Source organism: Achromobacter sp. DMS1 (assembly GCF_001270295.1).
Map to the genome: position 1 here is coordinate 31,942 of NZ_LHSJ01000022.1, position 15,837 is coordinate 47,778.

Annotated in this window: 13 protein-coding genes and 3 pseudogenes; 8 read left to right on the top strand and 8 right to left on the bottom strand. The window is 70.5% G+C overall.

The features are described 5' to 3' along the window. The 4 genes and pseudogenes from AD428_RS04680 to AD428_RS04695 all read left to right on the top strand — a co-directional run. A partial coding sequence (locus tag AD428_RS04680; protein ID WP_082308259.1) for a L,D-transpeptidase occupies nucleotides 1-681 on the top strand: 681 nt, incomplete at its 5' end. After that, complete coding sequence (locus AD428_RS04685) at nucleotides 678-3,110, top strand: phosphoketolase family protein (protein ID WP_082308260.1); 2,433 nt, start codon at nucleotides 678-680, stop codon at nucleotides 3,108-3,110. The genes AD428_RS04680 and AD428_RS04685, both read left to right, overlap by 4 nt. A 46-nt stretch (nucleotides 3,111-3,156) precedes the next feature. Then, complete coding sequence (locus AD428_RS04690; protein ID WP_053244345.1) at nucleotides 3,157-3,645, top strand: universal stress protein; 489 nt, start codon at nucleotides 3,157-3,159, stop codon at nucleotides 3,643-3,645. 14 nt (nucleotides 3,646-3,659) lie between these two features. Next, a pseudogene (locus AD428_RS04695) lies at nucleotides 3,660-5,476 on the top strand (adenosylcobalamin-dependent ribonucleoside-diphosphate reductase). 2 nt (nucleotides 5,477-5,478) lie between these two features. Here the strand turns inward: AD428_RS04695 and AD428_RS04700 are convergent. Beyond that, nucleotides 5,479-6,873 carry an MBL fold metallo-hydrolase RNA specificity domain-containing protein gene (locus AD428_RS04700; RefSeq protein WP_053244346.1) on the bottom strand — a complete coding sequence of 465 codons (1,395 nt, stop codon included), beginning with the start codon at nucleotides 6,871-6,873 and terminating at the stop codon, nucleotides 5,479-5,481. A gap of 189 nt (nucleotides 6,874-7,062) precedes the next feature. On the opposite strand from AD428_RS04700, the gene AD428_RS24390 reads away from it, so the two are divergent. The 3 genes and pseudogenes from AD428_RS24390 to AD428_RS27480 form a co-directional block, all read left to right on the top strand. Next, nucleotides 7,063-7,476: an Hsp20/alpha crystallin family protein gene (locus AD428_RS24390; protein WP_053244347.1), complete on the top strand. Its 414-nt coding sequence runs from the start codon at nucleotides 7,063-7,065 to the stop codon at nucleotides 7,474-7,476. Nucleotides 7,477-7,502: 26 nt separating this feature from the next. Continuing rightward, nucleotides 7,503-7,958 (top strand): CBS domain-containing protein, encoded by a 456-nt coding sequence (locus AD428_RS04710; RefSeq protein ID WP_053244348.1) that lies wholly within the window; start codon nucleotides 7,503-7,505, stop codon nucleotides 7,956-7,958. Between the two features lie 16 nt (nucleotides 7,959-7,974). Further along, a pseudogene (locus AD428_RS27480) lies at nucleotides 7,975-8,779 on the top strand (3-deoxy-D-arabino-heptulosonate 7-phosphate synthase); the annotation flags it as partial. Here the strand turns inward: AD428_RS27480 and AD428_RS24395 are convergent. The 6 genes and pseudogenes from AD428_RS24395 to AD428_RS04740 all read right to left on the bottom strand — a co-directional run. Continuing rightward, nucleotides 8,758-9,195, bottom strand: a pseudogene (locus AD428_RS24395) (transporter); the annotation flags it as partial. The pseudogenes AD428_RS27480 and AD428_RS24395 overlap by 22 nt on opposite strands. 182 nt (nucleotides 9,196-9,377) lie before the next feature. Beyond that, nucleotides 9,378-9,857, bottom strand: coding sequence for a carboxymuconolactone decarboxylase family protein (locus tag AD428_RS04720; RefSeq protein WP_053244350.1), 480 nt, complete (start codon nucleotides 9,855-9,857; stop codon nucleotides 9,378-9,380). Nucleotides 9,858-9,944: 87 nt separating this feature from the next. Next, entirely contained in the window at nucleotides 9,945-10,919 is a 975-nt protein-coding gene (locus AD428_RS04725; RefSeq protein ID WP_053244351.1) for a tripartite tricarboxylate transporter substrate binding protein, read from the bottom strand. A gap of 86 nt (nucleotides 10,920-11,005) precedes the next feature. After that, nucleotides 11,006-12,010: a cyclase family protein gene (locus AD428_RS04730; protein WP_053244352.1), complete on the bottom strand. Its 1,005-nt coding sequence runs from the start codon at nucleotides 12,008-12,010 to the stop codon at nucleotides 11,006-11,008. A 65-nt stretch (nucleotides 12,011-12,075) separates the two neighbouring features. Further along, nucleotides 12,076-13,281, bottom strand: a complete 1,206-nt coding sequence (locus AD428_RS04735; RefSeq protein ID WP_053244353.1) for a CaiB/BaiF CoA transferase family protein — start codon at nucleotides 13,279-13,281, stop codon at nucleotides 12,076-12,078. Between the two features lie 51 nt (nucleotides 13,282-13,332). Continuing rightward, nucleotides 13,333-14,175, bottom strand: coding sequence for an HpcH/HpaI aldolase/citrate lyase family protein (locus AD428_RS04740; protein ID WP_053244354.1), 843 nt, complete (start codon nucleotides 14,173-14,175; stop codon nucleotides 13,333-13,335). Nucleotides 14,176-14,261: 86 nt separating this feature from the next. On the opposite strand from AD428_RS04740, the gene AD428_RS04745 reads away from it, so the two are divergent. After that, on the top strand, nucleotides 14,262-15,137 hold the full coding sequence (locus AD428_RS04745; protein WP_053244355.1) for a LysR family transcriptional regulator: 876 nt from the start codon (nucleotides 14,262-14,264) through the stop codon (nucleotides 15,135-15,137). A gap of 93 nt (nucleotides 15,138-15,230) precedes the next feature. Here AD428_RS04745 and AD428_RS04750 read toward each other — a convergent pair whose 3' ends face one another. Continuing rightward, a complete protein-coding gene (locus tag AD428_RS04750) occupies nucleotides 15,231-15,596 on the bottom strand; it encodes a hypothetical protein (protein ID WP_152967985.1) in 366 nt (121 codons plus the stop codon). Nucleotides 15,597-15,837: the final 241 nt, after the last annotated feature.

Below are 15,837 nucleotides of genomic sequence, written 5' to 3' on the forward strand. Positions count from 1 at the left end.
GCCGTGCCGCAGGCCGAGCAGTCGCGCTACGGCGACCTGGCGCGCCGCGCGCTGGAAACCGCGGGCATTTTCCTGATCGCCCCCCAATACGTCCTGGTCGTGGACCGCAACCCCAACGCGCAGGCCGCCCTGCTCTACTGGCTGCCCGCCGACGCGCCCGCACGGTATCTCGGCGCCGCGCCGGTTTCCACGGGCCGCCTGGGCGAGTTCGATCATTTCGAAACGCCCACGGGGGTTTTCGGGCATTCGCTGGACAACCCCGACTTCCGCGCCGAGGGCACGAAAAACGCCAACGGCATCCGGGGCTACGGCATAAAGGGCGAAAGAGTCTACGACTTCGGCTGGCAGCAGGCGCGCAAGGGCTGGGGCGACGGCCAGGCGGGCACCATGCGGCTGCAACTGCACTCCACCGACCCCATTCTCGAAAAGCGGCTGGGCACGGTCCAGTCCAAGGGCTGCATCCGCATTCCGTCCAGCCTGAACCGGCTGATCGACCGCTACGGCCTGCTCGACGCCGACTACGAAATCGCCGCGCAGCGCGAGCGCCCGCCCTGGGTGCTGCGCACCGACCGCACGACCGCCGGCGGCGCGGGCCGCTATCTCATCATCGTCGACACCGGGCGCGACCGGCGGCCGGAATGGTCGCCGCCGCCCTCTTCACAGAAGGACCGCCAACCATGATCCCGCCCTCCCAGGCCGAACTGGCACGCATGCATGCCTACTGGCAGGCCGCCAACTACCTGTGCGCGGGCATGCTCTATCTGCGCGACAACCCGCTGCTGCGCGAGCCGCTGGAGCCGGCGCACATCAAGCGGCGGCTGCTGGGACACTGGGGCACCTGCCCCGGCCAGACATTCGCCCTGGTCCACCTGGAGCGTCTCATCCGCGTGCACGGCGTCGACCTCATGTATGTCTGCGGCCCGGGCCACGGCGCGGCCGCGGTGCTGGCCCATGCCTACCTGGACGGCCGCTATTCGGAGCTGTACCCCGAATGCGGGCAGGACGAGGCCGGCATGCTGCGGCTGTTCCAGCGGTTTTCCGCCGCCGGGGGCATCGGCTCGCACTGCACGCCGCAGACCCCGGGCTCCATCCACGAAGGCGGAGAGCTGGGCTACAGCCTGTCGCACGCCTACGGGGCGGCCCTGGACAACCCCTCGCTCATCGTCGCCGCGATGGTGGGCGACGGCGAGGCCGAAACCGGTCCGCTGGCCGCGTCCTGGCATTCCAACAAATTCCTCAATCCGCGCCGCGACGGCGCGGTGCTGCCCATCCTGCACCTGAACGGCTACAAGATCGCCAACCCCGCCGTGCTGGCGCGGATCCCGGCCCGGGAACTGCGCGCGCTGCTGGAGGGATACGGCTACTGGCCGCACTTCGTCGAAGGCGACGATCCGCCGCGCATGCACCGCAAGATGGCGCGCGCCCTGGAACAATGCCTGGCGGAAATACGCGGCATCCAGGCCCAGGCCCGCGCGCGCGGCAGGCTGAAGCGGCCGCGCTGGCCCATGATCGTGCTGCGCACGCCCAAGGGCTGGACCGGCCCGAGGGAGCTGCACGGCCACCGCGTGGCCGGCTCGTGGCGCTCCCACCAGATACCGCTTCCCGACCCCGCCGGCCGGCCCGACGAATTGCTCGCCTTGCAGGCATGGATGCGCAGCTACGGGCCCGAGCGGCACTTCGACGCCGGGGGCCGCCTCATTTCCGAACTGCGGTTGCTGGCGCCCCAGGGCGAGCGGCGCATCAGCGCCAACCCCCATGCCGACGGCGGCCGATTGCGCCAGGCGCTGGATCTGCCGGATTTCCGCGACTACGCGGTCGCCACCCCCGCGCCGGGCCGGGTGGATGCCCAGGCGACGCAGCAGCTCGGGGGTTTCCTGCGCGACGTCATGCAGCGCAACCTCGACCGCTTCCGCGTGTTCGGCCCCGACGAAACCGCCAGCAACCGGCTGGCGCCCATCTACGCCGCCTCGCCCAAGACCTGGATGGCGCAGATGCTGGACAGCGACGCCGACGGCGGCGAGCTATCGCCCGACGGCCGGGTCATGGAAATCCTCAGCGAGCACACGCTGCAAGGGTGGCTGGAAGGCTATCTGCTCACCGGCAGGCACGGCCTGTTCTCCACCTACGAGGCCTTCGCCCACATCGTCGGCTCCATGTTCAACCAGTACGCGAAATGGCTGGACAAGGCCAGGAACGAAGCGCCCTGGCGCGCGCCGGTCGCTTCGCTGAACCTGCTCATCACCTCGCTGGTATGGCGGCAGGACCACAACGGATTCAGCCACCAGGACCCGGGCTTCCTGGACCTGGTCGCCAACAAGAGCCCCGACGTGGTCCGCATCTACCTGCCGCCGGACGCCAATTGCCTGCTGAGCGTCGCCGACCATTGCCTGCGCTCGACGGGCTACGTCAACGTCATCGTGGCCGACAAGCAGCCCCACCCCGTCTATCTGGACATGGACAGCGCGATCCGCCACTGCGCCGCGGGCATCGGCCGATGGGACTGGGCCGGCACCTTCGTCGACCAGCAGCCCGACCTCGTCATGGCCTGCGCGGGCGACATCCCCACGCAGGAGGCGCTGGCGGCCACGGCCCTGCTCAAGGCCAGCTTCCATGGCCTGAAGATCCGCTTCGTCAACGTGGTGGACCTGTTCACGCTGGTTTCGCCCAGCCACCATCCCCATGGCCTGCCCGACGAGGAATTCGACGCCCTGTTCACCGCCGACAAGCCGGTGATCTTCAACTTCCATGCCTATCCGGCGCTCATCCACAAGCTCTGCCACCGGCGCCGCAACCAGCCGAATTTCCATGTGCACGGCTATCGGGAGAAAGGCGACGTGAACACGCCGTTCGAACTGGCGGCGCTGAACGGCATAGACCGGTACAGCCTGGCGATGAACGTGCTGGAACGCGTCCCGCGCCTGCGCACGTGCAGCGAGCCCGCCCGGCAGCGCTGGCTCCGGAAGCAGGAAGACCTGCTGGCCTATGCGCGCGCCGAAGGCGTGGACGCCCCGGAAATCCGCGACTGGCGCTGGCCCGACGCCGCCGGGGAAACGGCCGCCGGGGAAACGGCCGCCGGGGAAACGGCCGCCGGGCGGCGCCCGGACGCATAGCCATGCGCCAGCAGGCATACCCTTGTCCACCGCACGGAGGTGTTCCATGTATCAACGCATACTCGTTCCCATCGACGGCAGCCCGACCGCCGAGCAGGGGCTGACCGAAGCCATACGCCTGGGCACGCTCACGCATGCCCGCCTGCGGCTGATTCATATCGTCGACGAACTGTCTTTCGCGCTGGCCATCGACGCCTATGGCGTCTACGCCGGCGAGCTGCTCGAATTGCTGCAGAAGAACGGCGCCGAGGTCCTGGAGAAAGGCGCGGCGCGGGTGCGCACGGCGGGGCTGGACGTGGAGACAAACCTGTACGCCAATCTGGACCGGACGGTGCCGCAATGCATACTCGAGGAAGCGCGGGACTGGCGCGCCGACCTCATCGTGCTGGGCACGCACGGCCGGCGCGGCGTCAGGCGCCTGATGCTGGGCAGCAGCGCCGAGAACGTCCTGCGCAGCGCCCCGGTGCCCGTGCTGCTGGTGCGCGGCGTCGAAGAGAAAGCGGCGGACGGCGCGCCGGCGGCGCCCTCGCATTGAGCGCCGGAACTTCCGTGCCGTCTCCGCGCGCCGATACCGCGCCGCCGGCGCCGCAGCCGGTCAGCCGGCAGGTGCTGGCCGACCGCTACGCCGGCCCGGGCGAGCACAACGCCTCGCAGATATACCGCCGCGTCGCGCTGGCGCTGGCCCAGGCCGAACGCCCCGAGCGCCGCGAGGCCGTCGCGCGCGCATTCCTGCGCAACATGGAGCAGGGCGCGATCGGGGCCGGCCGCATCATGGCCAACGCCGGCGCGCGGCGGACCGGCACCATGGTCAATTGCTTCGTGCATCCCGTCGGCGCCGGACGGGGAGCGGCGTCGTTCGAGGCCGGCCTGGCCGATGCCTGCAAGACGCTGTCCATGGGCGGCGGGGTGGGCTACGACTTTTCCGTGCTGCCGCCCGCCGACGCGCAGGATAGGGGCGGCCTGCCCTCGGCCTGCGAGGCCATCGGCCGCTACGACGCGGCATCGGCCGCGCTGGCGTTCGAGGGCGCCCGCCGGGGCGCGCAGATGGCGGTGCTGTCGTGCACCCATCCCGACCTGCTCGCCTTTGCGCGCGCCAAGGCGGGCCGCAAGCGCTGGCGCGGCTTCAATCTCTCCGTGGCGGTAAGCGACGCCTTCCTGCAGGCCGTCGTCGACGACGCGCCCTGGACGCTCTGCCATCGCGCCGCTCCCGGCCCCGCCGCGCGGGCCCGGGGCGCGTTCCGGATGCCGGACGGTCTCTGGCAGTACCGCCGCGAATCCGCGCGGGCGCTGTGGCGGGCCATCACCGAACAGGCGCTGGAAAGCGCCGAGCCCGGCCTGCTCTACCTGGACACGATCAACCGCGCCAACAACCTGCGCGCCCTCGAAACCTTGAGCGCCACCAACCCCTGCGGCGAGCAGCCGCTGCCGCCCTACGGAAGCTGCGTGCTGGGGCCGATCAATCTCTCGCGACTGGTTTCGCACCCCTTCGGCGTGGGCGGACCCGCCACGCTGGAGCGCGGCCGGCTGGCCCGGATGACGCGCATCCAGGTGCGCCTGCTCGACAACGTCCTGGCGCTGACGCGCTGGCCCCTGCCCGCGCACGCGCCGAGGCCCGCGCCAAGCGGCGCATCGGCGTGGGCATCACCGGGCTGGCCGACATGCTGGCCATGCTCGGCCTGCGCTACGACGAGGAGGCGGGCCGCGCCGCCGCCCGCGACGCGGTGCGCATCATCCGGGATCATGCCTATGCCGCCTCGGCCGCCCTGGCGGCCGAACGCGGCCCCTTTCCGCTCTACCGCCCCCAAGACTACCTGGGCGCGGACAGGGTAGGCGCCGAGCTGCCTGCCGCCGTGCGGCGGGCCATCGGCCGGCACGGCCTGCGCAACAGCCACCTGCTTTCCTTCGCGCCCACGGGCAGCGTCAGCCTGGCCTTTGGCGACAACTGCTCCAACGGCATCGAACCGGCTTTCGACTGGGTGTACACGCGCATGGTGCGGCTGGGGCGCGAGGCTCCCGTCCAGACCCGCGCGGAGAACCACGCCTGGCGGCGCTGGCGGCACCTGATGGGCGAAGACGCGCCGCTGCCGCCCTGTTTCCTCAGCGCGGCGAGCATAGCGCCGGAGGATCACGTCGCCATGCTCGCCGCCTTGCAGCCCCTGGTCGACGCGGCGATCTCCAAAAGCGTGCCGGTGCCGGCCGACTGTCCGCTGGAACGCGCCCAGGCCCTGTTCCTGCAGGCATGGCGAGCCGGCCTGAAAGGTCTGACGCTGTTCCGCCCCGCCGCCGGAATGGACGCCGTCATGTACGCCCGCGACGCGCCGCAGCGCCCTTGCTCGCCGCCCGGCGATTGCGCCGCCTGCGAATAGGGTTACGCCGATCCGGAAGCCGCGCCCCGGAGCGTGGCGGTTTCGCCGGGCTCGGCGGCATGGCAGGACCAGCCCAGTTCGTCCTGGATGCGCAGCCGCAGGGCGTCGGCGGCGCCGGGCTCTCCATGGACGATGAACGTTTCCCTGGGCGGCCTGGAAAACCCGCGCAGCCACCGGATGATTTCATCGGCGTCGGCATGGGCCGACAGCATGGAAAGATTCTGCAACTCGGCCTTGACCGGCACGTACTCGCCATGGATCTTCACGCTGGGCGCCCCGTCCAGCATGGCCGCGCCGCGCGTGCCCACCGCCTGGAAGCCGGCGAAGAGCACGGTATTGCGGGCGTCCCGGAGGTAATGCTTGAGGTGGTGGATGACGCGCCCGCCCGTCGCCATGCCGCTGGCCGACACGATGATCTTCGGCATGGCCGAGGCGTCCAGCGCCTTGGACTGCTCGACGTCGCGCACATAGGTGGCGACTCCGTAGGCCGCCCGCGCCTCGGCGGCCGTGAGCCGCTGGTCGCGCTCGTGCCGCAGATACACGTCCACCGCGTCGGTGGCCATGGGACTGTCCAGGTACACGGGCAGGTCGCGCGGAATGCGGCCGGCCTGCTTGAGCCGCCACAAGTGCAGCAGCAGCAACTGCGCGCGCCCCACCGCGAACGACGGAATGACGACGGTGCCGCCGCGCCGGATCGCGCGCTGGATGATCTCCGCCAGCACGTCCCGCGGGTCGTCCTTGGGGTGCGCCCGGTTGCCGTAGGTGGATTCCACCAGCAGGTAGTCCGCCTCGGCGACCGCCTGCGGCGCGGGCATGAGCGGGTCTTCGTAGCGCCCCAGGTCGCCCGAGAACACCAGCCTGCCGCCGGGGTAGTCCACCTCCACCACCGCCGCGCCCAGGATGTGGCCGGCGCGCCTCAGGCGCAGTTGCAGTCCGGCCGGCAGCGCCACCGTCTCATCGAACGCCACGGGCCGCAGCGCCGCGATGGCCCGTTGCGCATCGGCCACCGTATACAGCGGCAGCGCCGGCTTGTGCCGCGAAATCCCATGACGGTTCAGGTAATCGGCGTCGGCCTCCTGCAGGTGCGCGCTGTCCAGCAACAGGATCTCGCACAGGTCGCGCGTGCCGGCCGAACAATAAATGGGGCCGCGAAACCCCTCGCGCACCAGTTTGGGCAGGTAGCCCGAGTGGTCCAGGTGCGCGTGCGACAGCACCACCGCCTCGACCGAAGCCGGCCGCACCGGAAACGGCGCCCAGTTGCGCAGCCGCAGCGGCTTGAGGCCCTGGAACAGGCCGCAGTCGAGCAGCACGCGGCGGCCGTCCGCCTCCAGCAAATGGCGCGAGCCGGTCACCGTGCCGGCGCCTCCCAGAAAACGCAATTGCAGGCTTTTCAACATGAAACCTCTCCCGATCCCCGGACCTCCGGCGCGCGAAACCATGCGCTTCGCGGCCCCAGCTTCGCACGCGGCGCGGCGCCGCGACCCGGCAAAACATCGATGCTTGACGCGGATCAAGATTGCCCGGCCGCGCAGGATCAATATAGACGGGAAGGCAGCTCTTTGCCTTTGCCCCTCGAGGAGACTTCCATGTCGCGCCTGATTCCCTCATCCGACCCGTTTTCCGACGTTTTCCAAGCGTTCCTCAGACCCATCCGGCAGCGCGCCGAAGAAGACGCGCCGCGCATGGACATCGACATCACCGAAAGCCCGGACGCCTACATTCTCAAGGCCGACGCGCCCGGCTTCTCCAAGGAAGACATCGACGTCCAGATCGACGGCGCCACGGTGCTCATCCGCGCGCACCGCGAGCAGCAGGACGAGGTCAAATCCGAAGGCCGGGTCATCCAGCGCGAGCGGTACTGGGGCAGCGCGCAGCGCATGCTGACCCTGGCCGGCCCGATCGACGAAGCCCAGGCCAAGGCCACGTACGACAACGGCGTGCTGACGCTCAACCTGCCCAAGAAGGCCGGCGGCGCGAGCCGGAAAGTCGCCGTCGAGTGATCCGCCGCCTTTTCCGGAGAACCGCCATGCGAGCACGCGATCTCATGACCCCCGACCCGCTCAGCGTAACGCCCGATACGCCCGTATCCGCCATCATCCGCACCATGCTGGACCGCAACATCAGCGCCGTCATGGTGACCGAAAGCGACGGGCGGCTGATCGGGCTGGTGAGCGAAGGCGACCTGGTGCGCCGCCAGGACAGCGTGCACCAGCGCAAGCAGGAGCACTGGCTGGCCCAGCTAGCCGAGGGACATCCGCTCAACCCGGAGTTCCTGCGCAGCCTGCACCTGGCCGAAAGAACCGCCCGCGACGTGATGAGCAGCCCGCCCGTGGCCGTGGACGAGAGCACCGGCCTGGCGCGGATCGCCGACATCCTGGTCTGCCGCGGCATCAAGCGGGTGCCCGTGACCCGCGACGGCAAGCTGGTCGGCGTGGTGAGCCGGCGCGACATCCTGCGCGCCCTGCTGGCGCAGGCGGAGTAGGTCCGGCCGGGTAGGNGGATCGCCTGCAGCGGCTCGAATCGTTGATGTCCGATGAGCTGGTGCGCGACACCAGGCGCTGTGGGGCCGGCAGGGCCCGGTTTCGGGGAAGCGCCGGGGCGGCGGCGCAAGGGGTTGCCGCGCAGCGGCGCGGCGCCCGGGTCGAGGCGCTGGCCGCGCGGGCATTGCGGGCGCTGGCGCTGCGGCTCGAAACCGCGGAGCGCGGCCGGGCGGCATACCGCGTGGCGACGTCGATGCGCGTGCCGGCCACCATACCGGGCAGCCCCGATCGCGCCAAGAGCGAGTGGGACGCGGTGTTGCTGCGACGGCCCGCGACGGCCGATGAAACGGAAGCCTGGGAGGTCTGCCTGCTGGTGGAGGCCAAGGCCTCGGCGGACGCGGCGGCCACCGATCTGCCGCGGCTGCTGCGCGGCCTGCGCCTGCTGGCGCAGGCGGACGAGCGCGAGACGTATGCCTTCGAAACGCGCGAAGGCGTGGCGCGCCTGCGGGGCGCGTCGCTGCATGCGCTGACGGCCGACGAGGCGCGGTTGGCGGAAACCGTGCTTTATTGCTGCGATGCCCCCGCCGACGCCGCGCCCCGGCTGCTCAGCGCCGCCAGCCGGATGCAGTTGCTGTCCGCGCCGGCCAGCCTGGCGTTCGCCTCGGCCCTGGCGCCGCCGCGGGCGGATGAAGGGCTGCTGGAGCCGGTCTGGCGCCAGCTGCTGACCTCGCCGCAATGGGGCGGCGTGCTCAGCCAGTATCCGATGCTGCGACTGGCGCGCGGGCCGCTGTCCGTGCCGCGTCAGACAATCAGGGCGGCGCTTGCCATGAAGGTGGCCGTGCTGTCGAGGCGGCGCGTGCTGGCGATGGTGGGCGCCCAGCGCAGGGACAGCGACAGCGAGCGCTGGTCGGCCAATTTGCGATCGTAGGTGAGGATGGGGCCCAGGGCGAAGTCGTGCCCCCGGAAGCCGTCGAGGCGGTCCGCCGTGGGGCCCGAGTCCTTGTCCAGCTGCAGCCGGGTCCCGGCTACCAGGCCCAGTCCCAGTCCGTTGCCGAACATTTTCCGGGCCATCACGTCCAGCCCGAATAGCGGGGCGTTGCGATAGCCGGTGGGCGCCCAGACGTTCAGGCTGAGCGACAGGTGCTGCGTTTCGGAGAAATGGCAGCCGGCGATGACGGGCGTGAAATACAGGTCGAACAGGTTGGAGGCGATGTCGCTCGTCTTGCCCTGCCGGGCCCGCAAAGCGCCAGGAGCAGGGCGCCGGGGCGAAAGGCGGCCTGGGGTGCGGACGGACGGTTCTGCATGGCGACGTGTCCTCATCCCTTGCATGTCAGGGCTCCGCTGCGCAAAGCGTATCGATCGGCACAAGCAAAGCGACGGGCCGTCGCATCGGTTTGGTTTCTGCCCAATTCCGGAACTCGTCAATTCTCCATCGGGGCGGGCGGCGGCCGCCGGGCGCCGAGCGGGTCGGCCTCGCGCGGATCGGCCGGTTCCAGCGCGTAGCCGATTTCGCCGGCCGCCTCAGCGAGGATCTTCTGCGCCAGGCCGAAGGCGGTGTTGGCGGCGGGCACGCCGGCGTAGATTGCGTTCTGCAGCAGCACTTCCTTGAGTTCGTCGGGCGAGAGCCGGGAGTCGTCGGTGGCCGTCAGCGCCGCTCGCACGTGCAATTCGAATTCCTCCCAGCGCGCCAGGGCCAGCGTCACGGACAGCACCATCATGCGGCGCGCCTTGCGAGGCAGGCCGTCGCGGCTCCAGATGTCGTGCCAGGCATAACGCGTGATGAGGTTCTGGTATTCGGCCGTGAAGCCGGTGGCGCGCGAAAGCGAGCGATCGACCCATGCGTCGCCCAGGACGGCCCGCCGGTTGGCGAGCCCTTGCTCGAAATCGTCTTTGCGGCTCATCGAGGTTCCTTGTTCGGGGAAGTACGGCGAGCATAAAGCCAGGGACGCCGGCGCGCAGGCGTCCCTGGCCATGCCCGGGCGGGGCGGTCAGTTGACCTGGATGTTGTTGGCCTTGACCACCTCCGCCCAGCGCGTCTGCTCTTCGTCGACGAACCTGGCGAAGTCGGCGGCGCTGCTGCCCACCGGGGTGAGGCCCAGCTTGCCGAGCTTTTCCCGGGTTTCGGGGCGCGCCAGCGCTTTCTGGACCACGTCCTGCAGCCTGGCCACCACCTCGGGCGGCGCGCCTGCCGGCAGGAAGAAACCGTTCCATTCCACCACGTCGAAGTTCTTCACGCCGGATTCCGCCACGGTGGGCACGTCGGGCAGTTCGGGCATGCGCCTGGACGAGGACACCGCCAGGGCCTTGAGCTTGCCGCCGGTGACGTAGTTGAGGCTGGAGGCGGCATTGGCGAAGTACACGTCGACCTGCCCCCCCATGACGTCCACGATGGCGGGCGCACCGCCCTTGTACGGCACGTGGATGGCCTTGATGCCCGTGTCTTTCTTCAGCAGTTCGGCAGCCATCTGGGCCAGGCTGCCGGGGCCGTACGATGCGTAGGTGTAGTGGTTGGGCTGGTCTTTGGCGGCCTTGATGAAATCGGACAGCGAACCAAAGGCGGAGCCGGGCGCGGCCACCAGGATGTTGGGCACGCTGACCGCCTGCGATACCGGAATGAAGTCTTTCTTCGCGTCATAGGGCAGCTTGCGCAGCGCCGGATTGATGGCGAAGGCCGAGGCGTCGTAGAGCACGGTGTAGCCGTCGGGATTGGCCCGCGCCACGTAGGCCGCGCCGATGGAGCCGCTGGCGCCGCCCTTGTTCTCGATGACGACGCTCTGGCCGCTGGTTTCGGCCATGCCTTGCGCGATGATGCGGGCGGCGTTGTCGGCCCCGCCGCCGGCGGAATAGGGCACGACAACGGTGATGGGCTTGTCGGGATAGCCGGCGGCCTGCGCGGCCGCCGCGGCGGTCAGGCCGAGGGCCGCGGCCAGGGCGGCGCGGGCCAGGTGAGTGCGTTTCTTCATGTCTGCTCCATTCTCCTGTGCGGGAAGCGGGGGGCTTGTTGGAATCGTTGTGTCGTCAGGGGGGCGGGCGGTCCGGGGATCGGGTGTCAGACCGTGGCGATGGGGTTGACCGGCGCGCCGACCAGGCCCGGCAGGTGCATCGGGGCGGCGGTCAGGAAGAAGGCGTGGCGATGGTTCCGCCGCAGCCAGTGCGCGAGCGGCGTGAGGTGCCATAGCTCGCCCAGCGGCAGGCCGAGCTTGAACAGGCAGTGTTCGTGCAGGGGCAGCAGCGCGCCGCGCTCCGTGTCGAGATGATGGTTGCGCAGCTCGACTGCGTGGTTGTCGGCCGCGATGGCGGCGATGCGGCTGTCGGTGATCCACGCGAGCAGGCCGGGGTCGCCGCCGTCGAGCACGCAGCAACGGGTCTTCAGCCGGTGCTGTTCGTTGTCGGCCAGCGTGAGCGCGAGATCGGCCAGGCCGGTGTGCAGGCACAGCACGTCGCCCGGGCGCACGGTTACGCCGTCGGCCTGCATGACGCGCATGAGGTCGGCGTGGGTGACCTTGCGCTGTTCGTCGCCGAAATGCGCGCGCAGGTCCACCATGACGCCCCGGCCCTGGATGCCGTGGCGCGCCATGGGGGCGATGGACAGGTCGCGCGTGCCGGCGAAGCCTTCGCGGCCGGGCGCGCTGACGGTGTAGCCGTTGTAGCCCGTGGGCTGGGGCGTGCCGTTGCCCCGGGCATCGTAGAGCGAACCCACGTGTCCGAGGGCGTCCCATTGGGTGGAGTACTGCGGCGAGAGGGTGACGCTGTCGTCGCTGATGACGTCGGTGGCGCCGGGCACGTCGTTGGCCAGGGGGTAGCGGTAGACGGGCACGCCGTTCTTCTCGGCGGGCCGGATCACGGGGCCCTTGCGCCTCGGGTTCAGCACCGGCGCGCGCGGCACCGTCAATGGCAGGCTGAGCGAGAACGACAGCCCTTCGCGGATCTCGGCCGCGGCGGCCAGGCGCGCGGCGCGGTCCAGGTGGTTGAGGGTGCCCAACTGGTCGTCGGGACCGAAATCGCCCCAGTTCGACCCTTCGGGCCGCTGGCGGTAACGCGGTGTCTGGCTCATGGCCTCGTCGTCTCCTCGCCCGTTTTCGTCGAGCGTCGTTGTTGATGCGGCGGCTGGCGCGGCGGCTAGCGCACCGCCGCGCCTCCCAGCAGCCCGTCGATCTCCGCCGGACCATAGCCCAGTTCGGCCAGAATGGCGCGGCTGTGCTCGCCCAGGCCCGGGGCGCCGCGCGGCGGGGCGGCGGCGCCGTCCCTGTTGCCGCCTTCGTCGAAGCGCGCCCAGCGCGCCAGGCCCAGGTACTCGCCGGCCTGGGGGTTGCGCAGGGTCTGCATAAAGCCCATGGCCTGGACCTGCGGGTGGTCGAACATGTCTTCCACGCGGTTGACCACCGCGCACGGCACGCTCTGGCCGAAGCGCTCGGCCCATTCGGCGGCGCTGGCGCCCGCCAGGGCGCGCCGCACCCGGGGCACCAGCTCGTCAGCGCGGGCCGCGCGCTTCTTGACCGTATCGTAGTCGGGGTGTTCGGCCAGTTCGTCCAGGCCGAGATGGCCGCACAGCGCGCGCCAGAAGTGCGGCGTGTTGGCCGAGATGTACAGATAGCCTTCGCGCGTGGGATGGATGCCCGTGATGCCGCCCGACCGCATGTCGCGCTCGATGGCGCGCGGCTCGCCGTCGGCCCAGACCAGCCGCGCGGACTGCATGGCCAGGGCGCTGCCCAGCAGCGAGACTTCGATGGCCTGGCCGCGGCCGGTGCGCTCGCGCCGGTAGAGCGCGGCCGAGACGCTGCTGGAGATCAGCGCGGCGCCGTAGTAATCGACCACGGAACCGTACAGGATTTCCGGCGGTCCGCCGGGCTTGCCCTGCGAGGCGCACATGCCCGTCATGGATTGCAGCACCTGGTCGTAGCCGGCGTGGCCGGCCATGGGGCCCCGGGCGCCGTAGCCCGTCATGGCGCAGTACACCAGGCGCGGATTGACGGCCGCGAGCGTGGCGTAGCCGATGTTCAGCCGTTCCGGCACGCCCGGGCGGAAATTGTGCACCAGCACGTCCGCTTCGCGGACCAGCCGCGTCAACACTTCGTAGCCGGCCGGCTCCTTGAGGTTGAGGCAGATGCCGCGTTTGTTGCGGTTGATGCCGAGAAATGCCCGGCTTTCGGCCGCCAGGGTGGACGGATACTTGCGCAGGTTGTCGCCTTCGGGCGGCTCGATCTTGACGACCTCGGCGCCCAGATCGCCCAGCAGCGCGCAGCCGTACGGGCCGGCGATGTAGGCGCTCAGGTCCAGCACCTTGACGCCGGCCAGGGGAAGATCGGAAACAGCGGGTTGTTGCATAGGGTGGTCGTTCGGAATCCGTGGGAAAAGAAAAAGGCGCGCGGACAGCGCCTAGCCTGCGCCGGCCGCCAGCAGCACGTCGCGCGCGCGGCGCACGAAGGGGGCATCGATCATGCGGCCGTCGAGCAGGAAAGCGCCCACGCCGGGCCGCGCCCGGCTTTCGGCCACGACGCGGCGCGCATGCTCGATTTCCTCGGAGGAAAAACCGAAGACCTCGTTGGCGATGGCGACCTGGCTCGGATGGATGCACGATTTGCCGAGCAAGCCCAGCGAACGCGAGAGCCGGGCCTCGGCGCGGAAGCCTTCGGGGTCTTGCACGCGGGGATAGGCGGCGTCCAGCGCATACTTGCCCGCCGCGCCCGCGGCCAGGCGCACGGCCAGCAGCACGGGGCGCAGCGTTTCCGGGGCGTAGCGCTCGATGCCCAGGGGCTCGAACAGGTCGGCCAGCCCTAGCTGCAGGCCGCGGACGCGCTCGTGCGCGGCGGCGAGTCCGGCCGCGCGCGCCAGGCCCCGCGGCGTTTCGACGTTGACCAGGAAGCCGCCGCGAAAACCCGCGGCCGTGGCCTGTTCGATGGCGCGGCGCACCGCGTCGGCGTCCTCGGTCTTGGGCACGTTGAGCAGGTCGACCGGCAAGCGGCCGAGCGCGGCGAGATCGTCGGCGTACCAGGGCGTGTCGGCCGCGTTGATGCGGACGATAATTTTCTTGGGATGCGCGGCGGCTGGCACCGCGGCGGCGCGCCGCGCCAGCCAGTCGGCGAGCAGGGCGCGCGCCTCGGGCTTGCGGTCGGGCGCGACGGCATCCTCGAGGTCGAAGGAAATCGCATCGGCCTCGCTGGCCATGGCTTTTTCAAAGAGTTCCGGGCGCGAGGCCGGCACGAACAGCTTGCTTTTCATGAATATCTCCTGGGCCGGATTTTGACCTGGGAGCCCGTGCGCGTGGGCCAGCGGAGATTCGATCAAAAGATAGAATATCTATCATCATGAACACCGATTTCCTGCACACGCTCGTGGCCGTGGCCCGCTACGGCTCCATGGCCGAGGCCGCCCGCAGGCTGGGCCTGACCCATGGCGCCGTGGCGCAGCAGATCCGCGCGCTCGAGCACGAGCTGGGCGCGCCGCTGGTGGCGCGCGCCGGACGCACGGTGCACCTGACCGCCAAGGCGGCGGAGCTGCTCGCGCCCGTGCAGGAGGTGCTGGCAAGCCTGGAGCAGATCCGCTATCTGGCGCGCTCGGGCGAGGTCATGGGCGAGTTGCGGCTGGGCGCGGGCAACACCGCGCTCAATTCCGTGGTGCCGGCCATTCTGGAAAGGCTGGTGGCGCGCCATCCGCTGGTCAACGTGGCGCTGACGCCGGGGCATTCCGCGCGTTTCTACCCGGCGGTGGAAGCGGGGGAAATCGACGCGGCCATCGCGCTGCAAGCGCCTTATCCGCTCTCCAAGAGCATGGGCTGGCAGCTTCTGCGCGAAGAGCCTTATGTGCTGGCCGCGGCGCCCCGGCTGGCGGGGCGCGATCCCCACGCCCTGCTGGCCAGCGAGCCCTTCATCCGCTATCAGCGCAACGATTGGGGAGGCCGGCACGTCGACGACTACCTGCGGCGGGTCGGCATCACGCCGCGCGACCGCTTCGAGCTCAACGCCATCGAAGCCATTGCCGTCATGGTGAGCCGCGACCTGGGCGTGGCCATCCTGCCGCTGTCCACCAACGGGGCCATCGAGCGGCTGGGCCTGGCCGCGCTGCCGCTGCCGGCGCCGTGCGAGCCGCGCCGCTTCGGCCTGATCTGGCTGCGCGGTTCGTCCCGGCTGGCGCTGATCCAGGCGTTTCGCGAGACGGCGGTGGAGGAGTACGGCAAGCTGTGACGCGCGGGCCCGCGCCCGCCGCGCNAGGCCGGCAGCGCTCGCGCAGGTCCGTCGCATCGGCGGACTGCCGCCGGGCGGGATGCGCAACCGCATTCACCGCCGCATGCATCCGCCGGCGATCCCGCTGCGCGTGCGCGGCCAGCGACGCGTACTCCCGCACCCGGGGCGGCGCGGCGCCGGAGCACCATGGCCTGAAACACCCGGGTCGCCGCCCTGCTCGCGCATCGCGTCGCGGATCAGGCGGCAGAGCGCGTCCAGGAATCGGCGTTTCGTTTCCTCGCCCGGCGCCTCCCCGCGCGCCAGCGCCAGCCGGGCCTGCTCCACCGCCACGGCAAGCGCCTGCGCGGGCCCGTTGCGCATCTGGCCCGCGATCAGCTCGGGCGTATCCGGCAAGCGGTAGCGCCGGACGACGGCGCGCAGGATGTCGGCAAGAGGAGAAGGCGGCGATGGAGTAGCCATGGAAGATGGACGGCGAGGGAACCGATGGTCGGGGTCGCTGGGCGATGCGGCCCCGACAAATGTACCGCCGCCCGTTCTCATCCGTCATCCATTTCTCCCCCGCGCCGCCGCGCAGTTTCTCCGGGTCCGCAGAACTGTTCTGCACAACCGTGGGGTAATCGCGCGGACCGATAAAACTTATGATCGGCTTCTGTGACAACCCAAGGCCGGCCCCCCCGCCGGCGACCCTGTGGCCAGCATG

What these genes read in the sequence shown, in the direction of transcription:
- AD428_RS04745 (WP_053244355.1), top strand. Translation starts at nt 14,262, where the DNA reads ATGAACACCGATTTCCTGCACACGCTCGTGGCCGTGGCCCGCTACGGC.
- AD428_RS04730 (WP_053244352.1), bottom strand. Translation starts at nt 12,010, where the DNA reads ATGAGCCAGACACCGCGTTACCGCCAGCGGCCCGAAGGGTCGAACTGG.
- AD428_RS04720 (WP_053244350.1), bottom strand. Translation starts at nt 9,857, where the DNA reads ATGAGCCGCAAAGACGATTTCGAGCAAGGGCTCGCCAACCGGCGGGCC.
- AD428_RS24390 (WP_053244347.1), top strand. Translation starts at nt 7,063, where the DNA reads ATGTCGCGCCTGATTCCCTCATCCGACCCGTTTTCCGACGTTTTCCAA.
- AD428_RS04710 (WP_053244348.1), top strand. Translation starts at nt 7,503, where the DNA reads ATGCGAGCACGCGATCTCATGACCCCCGACCCGCTCAGCGTAACGCCC.
- AD428_RS04750 (WP_152967985.1), bottom strand. Translation starts at nt 15,596, where the DNA reads ATGGCTACTCCATCGCCGCCTTCTCCTCTTGCCGACATCCTGCGCGCC.
- AD428_RS04725 (WP_053244351.1), bottom strand. Translation starts at nt 10,919, where the DNA reads ATGAAGAAACGCACTCACCTGGCCCGCGCCGCCCTGGCCGCGGCCCTC.
- AD428_RS04690 (WP_053244345.1), top strand. Translation starts at nt 3,157, where the DNA reads ATGTATCAACGCATACTCGTTCCCATCGACGGCAGCCCGACCGCCGAG.
- AD428_RS04685 (WP_082308260.1), top strand. Translation starts at nt 678, where the DNA reads ATGATCCCGCCCTCCCAGGCCGAACTGGCACGCATGCATGCCTACTGG.
- AD428_RS04740 (WP_053244354.1), bottom strand. Translation starts at nt 14,175, where the DNA reads ATGAAAAGCAAGCTGTTCGTGCCGGCCTCGCGCCCGGAACTCTTTGAA.
- AD428_RS04735 (WP_053244353.1), bottom strand. Translation starts at nt 13,281, where the DNA reads ATGCAACAACCCGCTGTTTCCGATCTTCCCCTGGCCGGCGTCAAGGTG.
- AD428_RS04700 (WP_053244346.1), bottom strand. Translation starts at nt 6,873, where the DNA reads ATGTTGAAAAGCCTGCAATTGCGTTTTCTGGGAGGCGCCGGCACGGTG.